The sequence below is a fragment of the Glycocaulis abyssi genome (assembly GCF_041429775.1).
Classification (GTDB): Bacteria; Pseudomonadota; Alphaproteobacteria; order Caulobacterales; family Maricaulaceae; genus Glycocaulis; species Glycocaulis abyssi.
In genome coordinates this window covers 1228916-1243970 of record NZ_CP163421.1, presented here as the reverse complement: position 1 = coordinate 1243970, position 15055 = coordinate 1228916, and the positions used below count along the sequence as shown (strand labels likewise).

The window sequence follows — 15055 nt, the reverse complement described above, 5'->3', positions numbered from 1 at the left end:
AACCGCAATTGCGGTCAGGCCGGCGCGCCGACCAGATCAATCACGCGGGTTTCCAGTTCCTCGGCCAGAGTCCGGCCGACGGCATGATCGTCAGTGCGGATGTTCTGGCGCAGGGCCGCGCGGATAGCGCCGACATGGGCCTCCACCAGCTGCACAGGCACCAGCTCGCGCTTCTCACCTGTTTCCACCAGGCGCGACAGGGAGGCGGCCATGCGTGTCACCAGCGGAAAGTCATACGTGGTCCCAAGGCCGCGCAAATCGTGTGCAACGGTGAAAAGCTCGTCGCCCGCGTCGCTGGTCAGCCCTTCGGCCTCCACCTTGGCGAGGGCGGCTTCCAGCTTGTCGACCTCTTCGGCGAGCCAGCCGGAGAACTCTTCCTTCATCTCGGCCAGCGCAGCCTCGGCGCGCGCAATGGCTGCCGGATCTGCTGGCGCAATCCGTCCGCCCACCTTCACCTTGAGCATGTTGGGCGGGTTGATGATCTCGATGGGTCGTTCGCGTTGCGTCATGGCCTTGTCCCTTCCCCTGTCACACTAGAGTGCCGCGTCTTCGCGGCGTTCCGGGCCTTCATACTCGTTATTGAGACGCCGCCTGTCGGGGCCGAAAAACACCTTGGTGCGCACAAAAGGGCGCGGGCGGTTCACGATCACCTGCAGGCGTTTGTAAAGCTGCTCGGCAGAAAATGGCTTGGCGAGAAACTCGGTAACGCCCGCATCACGCGCTTCGCGCACCCGCGAAGGCTCGGCATAGGCCGTCAGCATGATGATCGGGATGAAAGGGTTGGCGCTCTTTTCTGGATTGCGCAGATGACGAACGAGCGCCAGGCCGTCGACAGGTGCCATCTTCCAGTCCGTGACAATCACGTCGATCTGCTCGACCGACAATATGCCCAGCGCACGCTTGGCATCGGCCGCCTCAAACACATTGTCACAGCCAAAAGCGCCAAGCACCGCACGCACCAGCCCGCGCATCGCTGCGTTGTCATCAACCAGCAGCACGCGCAGCTTGGTGAAGGCCATGTCGGCAGGAAGTTCTCCAGCCAAAACGCTACCTCGTTCTTCGTATCCCCCGTTGGAGGCAAACCCTAAGGGCAACTTGCTTAATATACGGCTAAGCAGGCCCTAGGACGTGAACTGCTCGAGGATAATGCGTTCATCCAGCGCCCGGCCGGCGTCAAACAGCATGGTAAGCGTCACATCATCGGATTCGGCGATGGTCACAGACTTCACATCGCGAAACTCGCGATTGTCTGCGACGGCGGCAACCGGACGGTGAACCGGCTCTATCACGTCGAACTTCACGGTGCTGGCATGGCTGAGCAAAGCCCCGCGCCAGCGCCGCGGACGGAAGGCGCTGATAGGGGTGAGGGCCAAGAGGCTGGCATCAATCGGCAGGATGGGGCCGTGGGCCGAGAAATTGTAGGCGGTCGAGCCCGCTGGCGTGGAGACCAGCACCCCGTCGGCTGCCAGCTCCTCCATGCGCTCGATATCGTCGATGAATATGCGGATTTTGGCGGTCTGGCGGGTCTGGCGCAGCAGCGAGACCTCGTTGATGGCCAGCGATTCAAACGTCTCTCCATGCACATTGGAGCCTTTGGCCCGTAAAGGATGGATGATCGCGGTCTCGGCAGCCTCAAGATGCGCGGGCAGATCGTCATGCACCGGATCATTCATCAGAAAGCCGACCGAGCCGAAATTCATCCCGTAAACGGGAATGTTGTGGCCCATCACGGCATGCAGCGCATCGAGCATGCAGCCGTCTCCGCCCAGCGCAATCACGCAGTCTGCTTCCAGTAGCGGGCAATCGCCATAGCGCTCCACCAGCGCGTTGCGTGCGCTCAGCGCGTCGGGCCGGTCAGCGGCGTGGAAGGCCAGGCGCATGGCAAAACCTGTAATCGGGACAAACAGTAATGCGCATTCAAGCTGCGCCGGGGAGAGCATGCAAGGGCGGAAAGCGCCGATCGCGCGCGCTGTGCACCTTTCCGAACCCCCGGACCGTGTGCCAGAGTTATCAGTGCAGCACACGGAGACTGGTTCGAAATGGCAATTGAAACCGCTGTCATGGCCCCTGCTGATCCGGGGCATGCCATGCGCGCGCACCTGATCGGGCGCTTTCAGGCGCTCCGCTCGCGCTCTACCGCGCTGACATCGCCTCTGTCGGCTGAGGATATGGGCGCGCAGACCATGGAGGATGTGTCCCCATCCAAATGGCATCTGGCCCATACCAGCTGGTTCTGGGAGACTTTCCTGCTGGAGCCGCACCTGCCGGGTTATGAGGCTTTTGATCCGCGCTTTGGCTATCTGTTCAATTCCTATTACGAGGCGCTGGGCGACCGGCAGCCGCGCGCCGCGCGCGGTCATATCACCCGGCCGGGCATTGCCCATGTCATGGCCTATCGCGCCCATGTAGACGAGGCGATGGAGCACCTTCTGGAGAGTTGCGGGGAGGCTGATCTGGAACGGATCGCCGCACTGACTGAAACCGGCATCGCCCATGAGGAGCAGCATCAGGAACTGATCCTGACCGACATCAAGCATGTGCTGAGCGTCAATCCGTTTGGCGAAATCTATAGCGAGCCGGCATCTCTGACCGTTCAACCCGGCGCGCTGGCCGGCTGGCTGGAGTTTGCCGGCGGGCTGGATGAATTCGGGGCCGGGGATGGCGGGTTTGCGTTTGACAATGAAGGGCCGCGCCATAAGGCATGGCTGGCACCTTTTGCGCTGTCCACCCATTGCGTGACTAATGCCCAGTATGCCGAATTCATTGCCGATGGCGGATATGATACCGCCTCGTTGTGGCTGTCTGACGGCTGGGCGCGGGTGCAGGCAGAGGGGCGGCGCTGCCCGCTCTACTGGCGCGGCGGCGCGCGCGAATGGCGCGAGTTTACCCTGCATGGCGAGCGGGAGCTGGACGCGTCGGCGCCTGTCAGCCATCTCGATTATTTCGAGGCCAGCGCCTTTGCCGAATGGACCGGCTATCGCCTGCCGGAGGAACGCGAATGGGAGCTGGCGGCGCGCCAGTTCGATGCGACAAGCGCCCGCGCCATGACGCCTGATGGCTGGCTGCATCCAGCGTCTGCCGATCAGGCCAATCTGTTTGGCGGGGTGTGGCAATGGACGCGCTCTGCCTATGCGCCCTATCCGGGCTATCGCGCGCAGGGCGGCGCGATTGGCGAGTATAATGGCAAATTCATGTGCGGGCAGTTCGTGCTGAAAGGCGGCTCTGCCCTGACGCCGCCGGGTCATGTCCGCGCCAGCTATCGCAACTTCTTCCCCCCGCAGGCCCAATGGCAGATGACGGGGCTGCGCCTGGCGAAGGACTTGACGAGTTGATTTGACGCGGAGGCGCTGGGGCGCAATCCTTGATATAATGCTCAGCCAATAGCGTGCCCCAAGGCACCGGACGAAACGGGAGGCGCAATCATGGACGATCAGGCCAGTATCTCGGTAAAGGATCAGGTTTCAGCCGAGGAATGGAAGGCGCGCTGCGATCTGGCCGCGCTTTACCGGCTCGTCTTCATGCATGGCTGGGACGATCTGTTCTTCACCCACATCTCCATGCGCGTGCCGGGACCGGAGGAGCATTTCCTGCTCAACCCGTTCGGCCTGCTGTTTGAGGATGTGACGGCGTCCAACCTTGTAAAGATTGACCTGGAGGGCAATGTCCTGCCGCCCAGCCAGTACGGGATCAACCCGGCCGGTTTTACCATCCACTCCGCCATTCATCATGCGCGCCCGGACGTGAAGGTAATCATGCACCTGCACACCGATCAGGGTGTGGCGGTGTCTGCGCAGAAGCGTGGGCTCTTGCCGATTTCGCAGAGCGCCATGACCGTGATGAAGGATGTCGCCTATCACGGCTACGAGGGCATCGCTCTGGAAGAGGATGAGAAGGAGCGTCTGGTGGCCGATCTTGGCGGCAAGAACCTGATGATCCTCAATAATCACGGCACGCTGACCACGGGCGACCATCCCTTCTCGTGCTATGTCCGCATGTACATGCTGGAGCGCGCCTGCAAGATGCAGACAATGGCGCAGGGCGCAGAGCTGGTTGAATGGGGCAAGGACATGCAGGACCGGGTCTATTCCCAGGGCGAGCAGGCCTTCACCAACGAGTTCTTCAAGGAAATCGCATGGGCGGCCCTGCGTGGCCGTGTTGATCGTCAGTCGCCGGGGTATGACGCTTAAGCGTATCCTCCGGTGCGCGGCTCATGGGCGATAGCGGCCTGTGCGCCCTTGCTGGCGGCTGTCCTTGCCGGTGAGGCGCAAGCTGGCGCGTGGACACAAAAGCGCGGCGACGGGATTCTGTTGACCGGCTATTCCACGCACTGGCTGGTGGCACCGGGCGGCACGCGGCTTCGCAAGTCCGAGGTCAGCTTTTATGCCGAATATGGCCTGCTGGACCGGGTGACACTGGTCGGCCGCCTGGCACTTCAGTCGCTTAACGAGACGCGGGCCGCCCCGGATGATGTTTCGGATTCGGCCTTCCGGAGCGCGTTGATCGCGATTGGCGGGACCGAGGCGGGCCTGCGCTTCAAGCTTCTGGAGGCCGGCCCCTGGGCGCTATCCACCCAGCTTTCAAGAACGTTCGAGTCCGCCGGCGAAAACCGGAACAATCAGCGTTTTGGCACGGGTGGCGGCGATGTCGAGGTGCGGCTGCTGGCCGGGCGCGGCTTCGGCAGGGACAGCTTTGTCGATGTCCAGATCGCGCGGCGTTCCCTGGCTGAGCGCGGCGGCGAGGAGTGGCGTCTGGACACGGCTATTGGCGTACCGGTATCGCTGCGCTGGCGCGTCATGGCAGAGACGTTCTCGGTCAGCGCTGGCAGCCGTCCGGGCATACCAGCCTATTCCGGCCACCGTACCCAGATCAGCGCCATTTATGATGCCCCGGCAGGGTTTTCGATATCGGCAGGAATTCTTGCTACGCTGCAGACTGAAAACTCGGCGCGCGAGACTGCGGGGCTCGTTCGCCTCTGGCGGCGGTTCTGAAGGCGGGCGCTTGCGGCCCCTTTTCGCGCGGGCAAGTGCTCATCACAGCGAATTCATTTTGCTTTTTGTAGCGCGCGACGCATATCGCTACGCAGAAGAAAAAGAGAGCAAACCATGCGCCGTGCCATTTTCCTGATTGTCGTAGCCATCCTGTTCGCCGGCATGGCGGCTGCGGTAGTCGTGCGGGCCGTGTCGCAGAATTCAGGCGGCGGCGGTCAGATGCGCGGCATGGCAACGCCGGTCGCCCTCTATGAGGTTGAACCGCGCAGCTTTGCCGACATAGTCGAGGCGCTGGGTACGGCCAATGCCAATGAGTCGGTGCTGGTGACGGCGAAGATTTCCGACACCATTTCGCGCATCCACTTCGATTCAGGCCAGCATGTCGCCGCCGGTGACATTCTCGTTGAGCTGCGCGATGCCGAGGAAGTGGCCGGCCTGTCGGAGGCACGTGCATCGCTTCGCGAGGCGCAGCAGGAGCTGGTGCGCATCCGTGACCTGACAGAGCGCGGTGTCGCGCCCCGCTCGCGGCTTGAAGAAATCCAGGCGAACGCTGAGCGTGCCCGCGCCCGCGTTGCGGCGCTGGAGGCCCGCGTTGATGACCGGCTCATCCGTGCGCCTTTCGATGGCGTGGTTGGCCTGCGCGCGGTCAGCCTCGGCCAGCTGGTACGTCCCGGTGACACGATTGCGCAGCTGGATGATACGTCTGTCATCAAGCTCGATTTCACCTTGCCGGAGCGCTTTCTGGCCACCGTTTCGGCGGGCATGGAAATCGTCGCGCTGACATCGGCTTTTTCCGGAGAAGAGTTTGCCGGCCTGATTACCCAGATTGACAGCCGTATCGATCCTGCCACGCGGGCGGTAACCGTGAGGGCGGAGATCGACAATGCTGACGGGCGCTTGCGGCCCGGCCTGCTGATGACCGTTCAGGTGCGCCGCGATCCGCGCACCCGCCCGTCCGTACCTGAAACAGCGATCACCCGCCTGCGCGACCAGGTGTTCGTTTACACCGTGTCACAGGACGAGGCGGGTCATTATGCCGTGCAGCGGGAAATCCGCGTCGGCGCGCGCTCTGAGGGTTTCCTGGAAGTGCTCGAAGGTATCGAGAACGGAACAGTCATTGTGCGTCAGGGCGTACACCGCATCCGCGATGGCGCGCGAATCTCACCGCGTGAAGATGGGGACGGGCGTCGCACGGCGAGCAATGCCGTTGCGGCTGCGTCTGCGGGAGCCGCCGCCGGGAGCGCGCAGCGATGACACTCTCCGACATAGCCGTCCGCCGTCCGGTTATCGCATTTGTTGCCAGCGCCATGATTGTGGTGTTCGGCATTCTGGGTATCCGCGATCTGCCGCTGCGCGAACTGCCTGACGTGGACCAGCCTGTTGTATCGGTGCGCGCGGATTTTCCCGGCGCCAATGCCGAGGTCATGGAAAATCAGGTAACCCAGCCCATTGAAGGCGCGCTGGGCGGTATTGAAGGCATTGATACGATCCGTTCGCGCTCGGAGGACGGCGAGTCGCGCATCTCCATAACCTTCCGCCTCGGACGGGACCTTGAAGCGGCTGCGAACGATGTACGCGAAGCGGTGGCGCGCGCCCGGCGGCAATTGCCCCCGGACGTGGAAGAGGTGATCGTCACCAAGCAGGACTCCGACGCCCGGCCCTTCCTCTGGTACAATCTCATGTCGGAATCGATGACGGCTGAAGAGCTGACCGATTATGCCGACCGTTTCCTGGTTGACCGGTTTTCCGTCATTGACGGCATTGCGCGTGTGCAGATTGGCGGACAGCGCCGCTATGCCATGCGTATCTGGCTTGACCCGCAAGCCATGGCGGCGCGTCAGCTGACAGTCGCCGATATCGAGAGCGCGCTGCGCGCGGAGAATGTCGAATTGCCGGGCGGATCGCTGGAGACCGTGTCCAGCCAGCTCGTGGTGCGGGTGGAGCGCCTGTTCGCGACCGAGGACAGCTTCCGCCGGCTGCCGATAACGCGCGGTGATGGCCATATTATCAGGCTGGGCGAGATTGCCGATGTGGAACTTGCCGCCGAGCAGGAGCGCGCTCTGTTCCGGGGCAATGGCCAGAACATGATCGGTATTGGCTTCGTCCGCCAGAGCCGGTCGAACGCCGTGGCCGTGTCCGACGCAATCCGCGCCGAGGCGGCACGCGTCAGCCCCCAACTGCCCGAAGGCATGGAGCTGCTCAACGCCTCCGATGACACGGTGTTCATCCGGGAGTCCATCAACGAGGTGTGGCGCACGCTGGCCGTTGCCGCGACGCTGGTTGTGCTGGTCATCTACCTGTTTCTCGGCAGCTTCCGCGCCGCCGTCATTCCGGCTGCCGTGGTGCCGGTCTGCCTGATCGGCGTGTTCGCGGTGCTCGCCGCCTTCGGGTTCTCCATCAATATCCTCACCCTTCTGGCGCTTGTGCTGGCGATCGGACTGGTGGTCGACGATTCCATTGTGGTGATGGAAAATATCCAGCGCCGGGTGGATCTGGGCGAACCGCCCAAGCTGGCCTCCTTGCAGGGCGCGCGGCAGGTCTTCTTTGCCGTCATCGCAACCACGGCCACTCTGGTGGCGGTCTTCGTTCCGCTGGTTGTGCTGCCCGGTCTTATCGGGCGCATCTTCACTGAGCTGGCTGTGGCGATCACTGGCGCGGTGGTCCTGTCCAGCTTCGTCGCGCTTACCCTGTCACCGATGATGAGCTCCAAGCTGGTTCGTCCGAGCCAGGATGTGCGCGGTCCGGCGCGCTGGGTCGACAAGGCTGTCGGCAAGCTGCGCAACGCCTACCGGGAATCGCTCGACGTGGTGCTGACGCTGCCCTGGCTGATTATCCCGTTCATTGTGACGGCCGTGGGCGGGTCGGTCTTCCTGTTCAACCAGCTTCCCAGCGAGCTTACACCGCCTGAAGACCGGGGCAATTTCTTCAGCCGGTTCAGTGCCGCAGACGGTGCCAGCTTCGAGTATACCGCCGAGCAGGCGGCCCTGATCGAAGACATCCTCATGGAGTATGTCGAGGCGGGCGAACTGCGGCGCGTGCTGATTGTCGTGCCGGGGTTTGGTGGCGGCGCGGGGTTCTCGAGCGGGATTGTGATTGGCACGATGACACCCTGGGGGGAACGCCGTCCGGGCATGGAGATTGTCAACGAGGTCAATCAGCGCCTGGGTCAGCTGACCGGTGTACGCGCCTTCGCGTCGATGCGTTCCACCCTTGGCGGTGGTGGCGGCGGTGGAGACGACATCCAGTTCGTCCTGCAAGGTCCCGATTACGACCTGATTGACCGGGAAGCCGACCGGCTGATTGCGACCATCGAGGAGACCAATCCGGGCCTTCTGCGCGCCCGCAAGGATTATGAGCCGACCTCGCCGCGCCTTGTCGTTGATATCGACCGGGAGCGGGCGGCGGCGCTGGGCGTGTCGGTGTCCGATATCGGGCGCACCCTGCAGACCCATCTGGGTTCGCGGCGCATGGGCCAGTTCATCGACCGGGGCGAAGCCTACAATGTCATTGCCGAGAACCGCCGCGAGCAGCGCTCCAGCCAGTCGGATCTGGAGATGCTCTATGTGCGCGGGGGGGCAGGTGAGCTGATCCCGCTTTCCAACCTGGTATCCTTGCGCGAGACCGGCGAGGCACAGGCCCGCAACCGTCTGAGCCGGCAGCGCTCCATCACGGTGTCAGCGACCTTGAGCGACACCTACACGCTCGGAGAAGCGATAGACTGGCTGGACAGCTATGCCCGCGCCGAACTGCCCGCTGACATGGCAACCGAATATGTCGGCAGCGCGCGCGAGTTTCTGGAATCCAACAATGCGATGCTGTTTGCGTTCGGCATGGCGTTGCTGATCGTGTTCCTGGTGCTGGCGGCGCAGTTTGAAAGCTTCATCCAGCCGCTTATCATCATGCTCACCGTACCGCTGGCCGTCGCGGGCGGATTGTTCGGCCTCTACATGGCCGGATCGTCGCTGAATATCTATTCACAGATCGGATTGATCATTCTGGTGGGGCTGGCGGCGAAGAACGGCATTCTGATCGTGGAATTTGCCAACCAGATGCGCGAGGAGGGCATGAGCGTTGCCGAGGCGACGCTGGAGGCCGCGGCCACGCGCTTCCGTCCCATCCTGATGACGGGTATCTCCACCGCCATTGGCGCGTTTCCGCTGGTCATGGCCTACGGGCCGGGCTCGGAAAGCCGCATCACCATTGGCGTGGTGATCTTTACCGGCGTGCTGGTGGCAACGCTGTTCACCCTGTTCGTGGTGCCGACCGCCTATGCGGTGTTTGGCAAATACACCAAGACGCCGAACTGGGTGTCGCGCCAGCTGGAGAAGGAAGCGCGCGAGCGCGGCCAGAGCCTTGGCGGCTCCGGCACGATCCAGCAGCCCGCCGAGTAGTATCTAGCGCCGCGTCTCTACCGCGAGGAAAGCGATGAGGTCGTTGCGGTCGGCATCATTGCGCAGGCCCGCAAAGCTCATCCGGTTGCCGGGCAGATAGGTGCGCGGATTGGCCAGCCACTCGTCCAGCTCGGCCTTGGTCCAGACGAAATCGGCCTGCTCCAGTGCGCGCGAGAAGCGGAAGCCCTCCGCCCCGCCGGCTTCGCGCCCGAACATGCCATGCAGGTTGGGGCCAACCAGATGGCGTTCGCCACTGCCCAGCGTGTGGCAGGAGGCGCAGCGCCGGAACAGGCGCCGGCCATTATCCAGATTGGCAGAGGCGTAAGGCTCGCCCAGCGTTGCAAGGATGGCGGCGGCCTCCTGCGGCGTTGCAGTGGTCTCCGGTGCGCCGCCATGGGTCTGGGGCTGCGGTGCCGGGGCGGGGGCGTCGCTGTCTCCGCAGGCTGCGAGCATCAAGGCCATCGCCAGAGAGGTCAAAGCTGCCGGTCGGATCATGGTGGGGCGTCCCTTGCGTGAATATCGACCCCAAGACCTAGCGCCGACCAGCGCCGCTATCAATCTGCGTGATGGGCAGGCGGCTGCGTCACGGTTTCGCGCCGCGCCGTCAGGATGAACAGAAACTCGCCTTCCAGCGTCACATCGCCGTGCCTGTTGGCGATACGCGCGCGGGTGGTTGCCTTGCGGCCCGTCCTGGCGGTGACTTCCGCGCTGGCAAGGGCTGGGCCGTCATCTGGCGCAAACGGGCGGCGGTATTGCAGGTTGGCCGTTGCCGTCACGAAGACCTCTCCGGGGCCGCACAGCGTGTTGGTGGCAAGGCCCGCCACCTGATCCAGCCAGCCGGCACTCGCCCCGCCATGGACAGCGTTATTGAGATTCAGCCAGTGTTTCGCGACCGGAATTTCCAGCCGTGTACGCCCGTCTCCCAGTTCCAGCACGCGCGCGTCCAGCAGCCCCCAGAAGCGCTTGTGCGCTTCGTCGCTGCCAAAATGATGCATCAGGCGGTCGGGCAGGGTCATGTCGTGCTGGCGTGCTGGTCCGGTGAAGAGGGATACACGACGCTGCGTACGCTGGAGCGTGTCACCTTGCCAACCGGATTGCGCGGCAGGCGCGCCAGGACGTGGATCGCCTTGGGCGATTTTACCGGCCCCAGCAGCTCGCGCGCGAGCGGCATGAGCTGCGCGCCATCAAGGGTCTGGCCGCGAACGGGTGTGACAGCGGCTTCCAGCCGTTCTCCCCATTGCGGGTCGGGCACCGCAAAGGCACACGCCTCATCAATGCCGGGCAGGGTCAGCAGCGCGGCCTCAATTTCTGCCGGATGGATGTTGTAGCCGCCGGAAATCAGCATGTCGCTGGCCCGTCCGGTGATGAACAGATAGCCGTCACGGTCGAGATGTCCCAGATCGCCCGTGTGCAGCCATCCCCGGCGCAGCGTGTCCTGGGTGCGCGTCCTGTTGCCCAGATATCCATCCATCAGCAGCGGTCCCTTGACCGTAATCTCGCCCGTCTGGCCGGGGCGAAGTGTCTCGCCCTCATGGCCGATAATGGCGATCTCGCACACGCGTCCCGCCTTGCCGACGGAATTGGCAAGCCCTGGCTCTGCCAGCTCGGCCTCGGTGATGGCCGCGATGGTCATGGGTGCTTCGGTCTGGCCATAAAGTCCGGCAATGCGCGGGCCGAACGTGCGCTGGGCGCGCAGCAACTGGTCGGCGGGCATCGGGGCAGCCCCGTAAATGATGCGCCTTAGCGCCGGAGCGTTTACCGGTCGGTCCATCAGGGCGCACAGGCGCAGGATCAGGGTCGGTGCCATGAAGCTTTCCGTCACCGCCTCGTCATGCAGCAGGCGCAAAAGCAGGTTCGGGTCGCTTTTGTGGACCAGCACCAGCCGCCCGCCGCGCGCCAGCACCGGCAGGACGAAGTGCGATGCGCCATGGGTGAGGGGAGAGCAGGCGAGGAATACCGGCGCGCCCTCTGCGCCAAACCGATCCTCCATATTGATGATATTGGCCATCACCGAGCGGTTGGACTGGATCACGCCCTTGGGTTCGCCGGTGGACCCGCCGGTGAACTTGATGGCCATCGTGTCTTCGGGCGTACGCACCAGTGGCTCAAAGCCGGGAGCGGGCGGCAGGTCAGCCGGGATGGTTTCCACCTCCGGCGCGCATGAACGCAGGATGTCCGCCTCTGCCCGTCCGGCCAGCACAAGATCGGCCTTCACCGTCTCCAGCGCGGCGGCGTTAAGCTGCGGGCCATTGCTGGGGTTTAGCGGGACCCAGACCAGACCCGCCGATTGGATCGCCAGATAGGCCGCCACATGGTCGATCGTGTTGGGCGCCGACAGGGCGATACGCGCGCCGGGCGGGAACCGGCTGGCCAGATGGGCGGCCAGGCTGCGCACCCGTTCAGACAGGGCATAGAAGCCGATCCGCCCGATCAGACGGCCCTCGGAATCGTACTCGCACGCTGCGCCGTGGTCTGGAAAGCGGCGTGCCGCGTCCCAGAACAGGGCGACGGGGTGGGTGTTCAGCGTGTCGAGCTTCATACTGTAAGCACCGTCACCAGCGTGACGGCCTCCTCCACCCCCAGAAACCCGCCGCCATTCTCGCAAACGCCAGCGCGCGCGCCTTCAACCTGCATACTGCCTGCTTCCCCTCGCAGCTGGGCACACATTTCCGCGAGCTGGATAATCCCTGTGGCGCCGACGGGATGACCCTTGGCGACCAGTCCGCCCCCGGCATTGACCGGAATGCGGCCGCCGCGCGCCGTCGCGCCGGAGGCTGTGAACGGCCCGCCTTGCCCGCGCGGGCAGAGCCCCAGATTTTCGATCTGCAGGATTTCGGCAAAGCTTGTCGCGTCGTGAACCTCGGCGATATGCATGTCGGCAGGGCCAAGGCTCGCCGCCTCGTACGCCAGATCAGCCGCGCGCTTGCCCAGATGCCCGTCCCAGTCATCGATGGCGCGCGCGCGGGCCGTCGTCCAGCCCATGCCTGCGAGCCTGACGGCGCGCTTATTGCCTTTTGCGGCGCTCGCCGATTGCAGCACGAGGGCCGCTGCGCCATCGCTGACGGGTGCACACATGGCGCGCGTCAGCGGCCATATCACCGGCTTGTCCGCCAATACCTGATCCATCGTGAAGGGTGTGCGATATTGCGCATTCGGGTTGGCGGCGGCGTGGGTGTGGTTCTTGGCGGCGGCCATGGCGAGCTGCTCGCGCGTTGTGCCAAACGCTTCCATGTGGGCGCGGGCGATGCCGGCATAGATGTCCATGAAAAAGCTGCGGGGCGCTTCTGCGGCATCTGCCGGTATCAGGCTGGCACCCAGAGCTGCCATCGCGCTGGCGGTTTCCTCGATGCGTTCGATATCTGTGCCGCCGCGGAAAGCGGCCATGATCTGTTCGGTGCGGTCGGGGAAGACCATCTTTTCCGCGCCAACAACCAGCACGGTCTCGGCTTCGCCCGCACGGATCATGGCAGCGCCCAGCGCCACGGCAGAGGAGCCGGACGCGCAGGCGTTTTCCACATTGACGATGGCGATGCCCTCGATACCGAGGGGCGCAAGGGCGATCTCGCCACGCACCGCGTTCTGACCCTCAAGCATGGGCTGGCGTGTGTTGGAGAAGAGGGCGGCTTCAATGCGCTCTGGCGTCAGGCCGGCATCGGCAAGCGCGCCCGTTACCGCTTCGCGCGTCAGGTCTTTCACCGAGCGTTCGGGATGCTTGCCGAGCGCGGTCATGGCGGCACCCGTGATGAAAATGCTGTCCATGCCTTGCACGCCGTAAAACCTCTCGCAGGCGGGTTGCCCGGTAACTTCGATAAAGATACTTTCTTCGTCAACGTTATCGCGAACCGTCGGTTATGCAATCGTTTCGCAAGAGAAAAAATTCACTATAGGGGTCTGGTCCATGGCGCACACCGCACATCTTTACGAGCAACATCGCGAGACGCTGGATACGGCCCTGAAGGCGGTGCGGACGCGCGATCACTGGAGCCCGTTCAAGGAATCGCCCAGTGCAAAACTGCACGGTGAGGACGCACCGCGCCTCGGCAAGGCACGCTTTGACGCCCAGCTCGGCAAGGCGTTCGATCTCGATCAGCCCGGCACTATCGGCACGCTGGGCGCGGAGGTGTCGCCCTATACGCGCCAGCCCCTGGGCATCACCTACCCCAAGTCCGATCCGGCGGCGCTGTTTGCCGCCTCGCGCAAAGCCATGGCGGGGTGGATGAAGGCCAGTATCGAGGAACGCTCCGGTATCATCACCGAAATGCTGTTCGCGATGGAGAGGAATGCGTTCGAGAACGCGCACGCCACCATGCACACGGCCGGGCAGGGCTATGTGATGGCGTTCTCAGGCTCCGGCGCTAACGCGCTCGACCGGGGGCTGGAAGCGCTGGTCTATGCCATGAAGGCGATGCAGGACGTGCCGGAGACGGCAAGCTGGACCAAGCGCTTTCTGGAGCCCGAACCGGTCAGGCTGAACAAGCGTTATGTGCGCGTGCCGCTGGGCCCGGCTGTGGTGATCTGCTGCGCGACCTTCCCCTTGTGGAATGCCTACCCGGCGATGACGGCCAATCTGATGACCGGTAACCCCGTCATCGTGAAGCCGCACCCGACCGGCGTGCTGCCGGTCGCCATGGCCGTGCGCACCTGCCGCGAGGTGCTGGAGAAGGCGGGTTATGACCCGAACCTTGTGCTGCTGGCGGCGGACGAACCCACCGACCAGATCACGATAAAGCTGCTGGAGCAGGCTGATTGCCGGATTGTTGATTACACAGGCTCGCAGAGCTTCGGCACCTGGATCGAAAATAACTGCCCCGGACGGCTGGTCTTCACCGAGACGGCGGGCTGCAACTCGGTTGTCATCCATTCCGCCAATGATTTTGGCCGCGTCGCCCACACGGTCGCGCGCGCCATGGTGACGTTCGCCGCCCAGATGTGCACCGCGCCGCAGAATGTCTTCATTCCGCGTTCGGGCGTGCAGACGCCCGATGGCACGATTGCCTATGACGACGCGGTGGAGACGCTGGTCTCTGCCATCGACAAGATCGCAGGCGACAACACGCTGGGGCCCGCCATCGCCGCTGCCGTGCAGGCGGACGCCACTATCGAGAATGTCGAAGCCATGACCGGCAAGGGCGAGGCGGAGGGCAATATATTGCGCCGCTCCGGCCCGGTCTCGAACCCGGACTACCCGGATGCACGGACGGCCAGCCCGGTCCTGATCGAATGCGACGCGAAGAACGAGGATTTCTACGGCGAGGAGCGCTTCGGCCCGGTCAGCTTCGTGATTCCGGTGGACAGCGCGGCAGAGGGCGTGCGCCTTGCCACCTCGCAGGCCCGCACGCGCGGGGCCATCGCCTCCTATCTCTATTCGACCGATGAAAGCTTCATCGACGCCGCCGAGCCGGACTATCTCGCCGCCGGGGCCTCGCTCAGCATCAATATCGACCGGGGCATGCCGATGAACTTCATGGGCGCGTACTCAGATTATCACGTCACCGGGCTCAATCCGGCGGGCAATGCCAGCCTGACCGACCTTGCCTTCGTCGCTCCGCGCTTCCGTGTGGTGCAGATGCGCCGCCCCGGCTGAGGCGGCTTTTTCGTCACACCAGCTGCGTTGATGATAGTTTCTTTAAAAAAGTCACCTTGAGTTAGTTCGTTTATTGAAGTTATGGTGGTGGC

At 63.9% G+C, this 15055-nt stretch carries 13 protein-coding genes; 6 read left to right on the top strand and 7 right to left on the bottom strand.

The window, feature by feature from the left end; all coding sequences use genetic code 11:
- Nucleotides 1–14: 14 nt before the first annotated feature.
- The 3 genes from AB6B38_RS06070 to AB6B38_RS06060 form a co-directional block, all read right to left on the bottom strand.
- Nucleotides 15–509 carry an Hpt domain-containing protein gene (locus tag AB6B38_RS06070; RefSeq protein ID WP_371394884.1) on the bottom strand — a complete coding sequence of 165 codons (495 nt, stop codon included), beginning with the start codon at nt 507–509 and terminating at the stop codon, nt 15–17.
- A gap of 24 nt (nt 510–533) precedes the next feature.
- On the bottom strand, nt 534–1043 hold the full coding sequence (locus AB6B38_RS06065; RefSeq protein WP_371394883.1) for a response regulator: 510 nt from the start codon (nt 1041–1043) through the stop codon (nt 534–536).
- Between the two features lie 78 nt (nt 1044–1121).
- On the bottom strand, nt 1122–1880 hold the full coding sequence (locus AB6B38_RS06060) for an NAD kinase (protein WP_371394882.1): 759 nt from the start codon (nt 1878–1880) through the stop codon (nt 1122–1124).
- A gap of 159 nt (nt 1881–2039) precedes the next feature.
- Here AB6B38_RS06060 and egtB point away from each other — a divergent pair, with 159 nt between their 5' ends.
- From egtB to AB6B38_RS06035, 5 genes are all read left to right on the top strand, one after another.
- On the top strand, nt 2040–3332 hold the full coding sequence (egtB, locus tag AB6B38_RS06055; protein ID WP_371394881.1) for an ergothioneine biosynthesis protein EgtB: 1293 nt from the start codon (nt 2040–2042) through the stop codon (nt 3330–3332).
- A 90-nt stretch (nt 3333–3422) separates the two neighbouring features.
- Nucleotides 3423–4187, top strand: a complete 765-nt coding sequence (locus AB6B38_RS06050; RefSeq protein WP_371394880.1) for a class II aldolase/adducin family protein — start codon at nt 3423–3425, stop codon at nt 4185–4187.
- A gap of 12 nt (nt 4188–4199) precedes the next feature.
- The gene (locus AB6B38_RS06045; RefSeq protein WP_371394879.1) at nt 4200–4988 is read left to right on the top strand and encodes a hypothetical protein; all 789 of its coding nucleotides are present in this window, start codon (nt 4200–4202) and stop codon (nt 4986–4988) included.
- A 114-nt stretch (nt 4989–5102) separates the two neighbouring features.
- Nucleotides 5103–6242, top strand: a complete 1140-nt coding sequence (locus tag AB6B38_RS06040) for an efflux RND transporter periplasmic adaptor subunit (RefSeq protein WP_371394878.1) — start codon at nt 5103–5105, stop codon at nt 6240–6242.
- Complete coding sequence (locus AB6B38_RS06035) at nt 6239–9379, top strand: efflux RND transporter permease subunit (RefSeq protein ID WP_371394876.1); 3141 nt, start codon at nt 6239–6241, stop codon at nt 9377–9379. The genes AB6B38_RS06040 and AB6B38_RS06035 overlap by 4 nt, the downstream gene beginning before the upstream one ends.
- Before the next feature lie 3 nt (nt 9380–9382).
- On the opposite strand, the gene AB6B38_RS06030 is transcribed toward AB6B38_RS06035, so the two are convergent.
- Genes AB6B38_RS06030 through AB6B38_RS06015 form a run of 4 tightly spaced genes read right to left on the bottom strand, consistent with a single transcriptional unit; the run spans nt 9383 to nt 13138 of the window.
- Nucleotides 9383–9874: a cytochrome c family protein gene (locus tag AB6B38_RS06030; protein WP_371394875.1), complete on the bottom strand. Its 492-nt coding sequence runs from the start codon at nt 9872–9874 to the stop codon at nt 9383–9385.
- Nucleotides 9875–9933: 59 nt separating this feature from the next.
- A complete protein-coding gene (locus AB6B38_RS06025) occupies nt 9934–10395 on the bottom strand; it encodes a PaaI family thioesterase (protein WP_371394874.1) in 462 nt (153 codons plus the stop codon).
- Nucleotides 10392–11918: a class I adenylate-forming enzyme family protein gene (locus tag AB6B38_RS06020; protein WP_371394873.1), complete on the bottom strand. Its 1527-nt coding sequence runs from the start codon at nt 11916–11918 to the stop codon at nt 10392–10394. The genes AB6B38_RS06025 and AB6B38_RS06020 overlap by 4 nt, the downstream gene beginning before the upstream one ends.
- Nucleotides 11915–13138, bottom strand: a complete 1224-nt coding sequence (locus AB6B38_RS06015; protein WP_371394872.1) for a thiolase family protein — start codon at nt 13136–13138, stop codon at nt 11915–11917. The genes AB6B38_RS06020 and AB6B38_RS06015 overlap by 4 nt, the downstream gene beginning before the upstream one ends.
- A 139-nt stretch (nt 13139–13277) precedes the next feature.
- Between AB6B38_RS06015 and paaN the strand changes: the two genes are divergently transcribed.
- Nucleotides 13278–14963: a phenylacetic acid degradation protein PaaN gene (gene paaN, locus AB6B38_RS06010; RefSeq protein WP_371394871.1), complete on the top strand. Its 1686-nt coding sequence runs from the start codon at nt 13278–13280 to the stop codon at nt 14961–14963.
- Nucleotides 14964–15055: the final 92 nt, after the last annotated feature.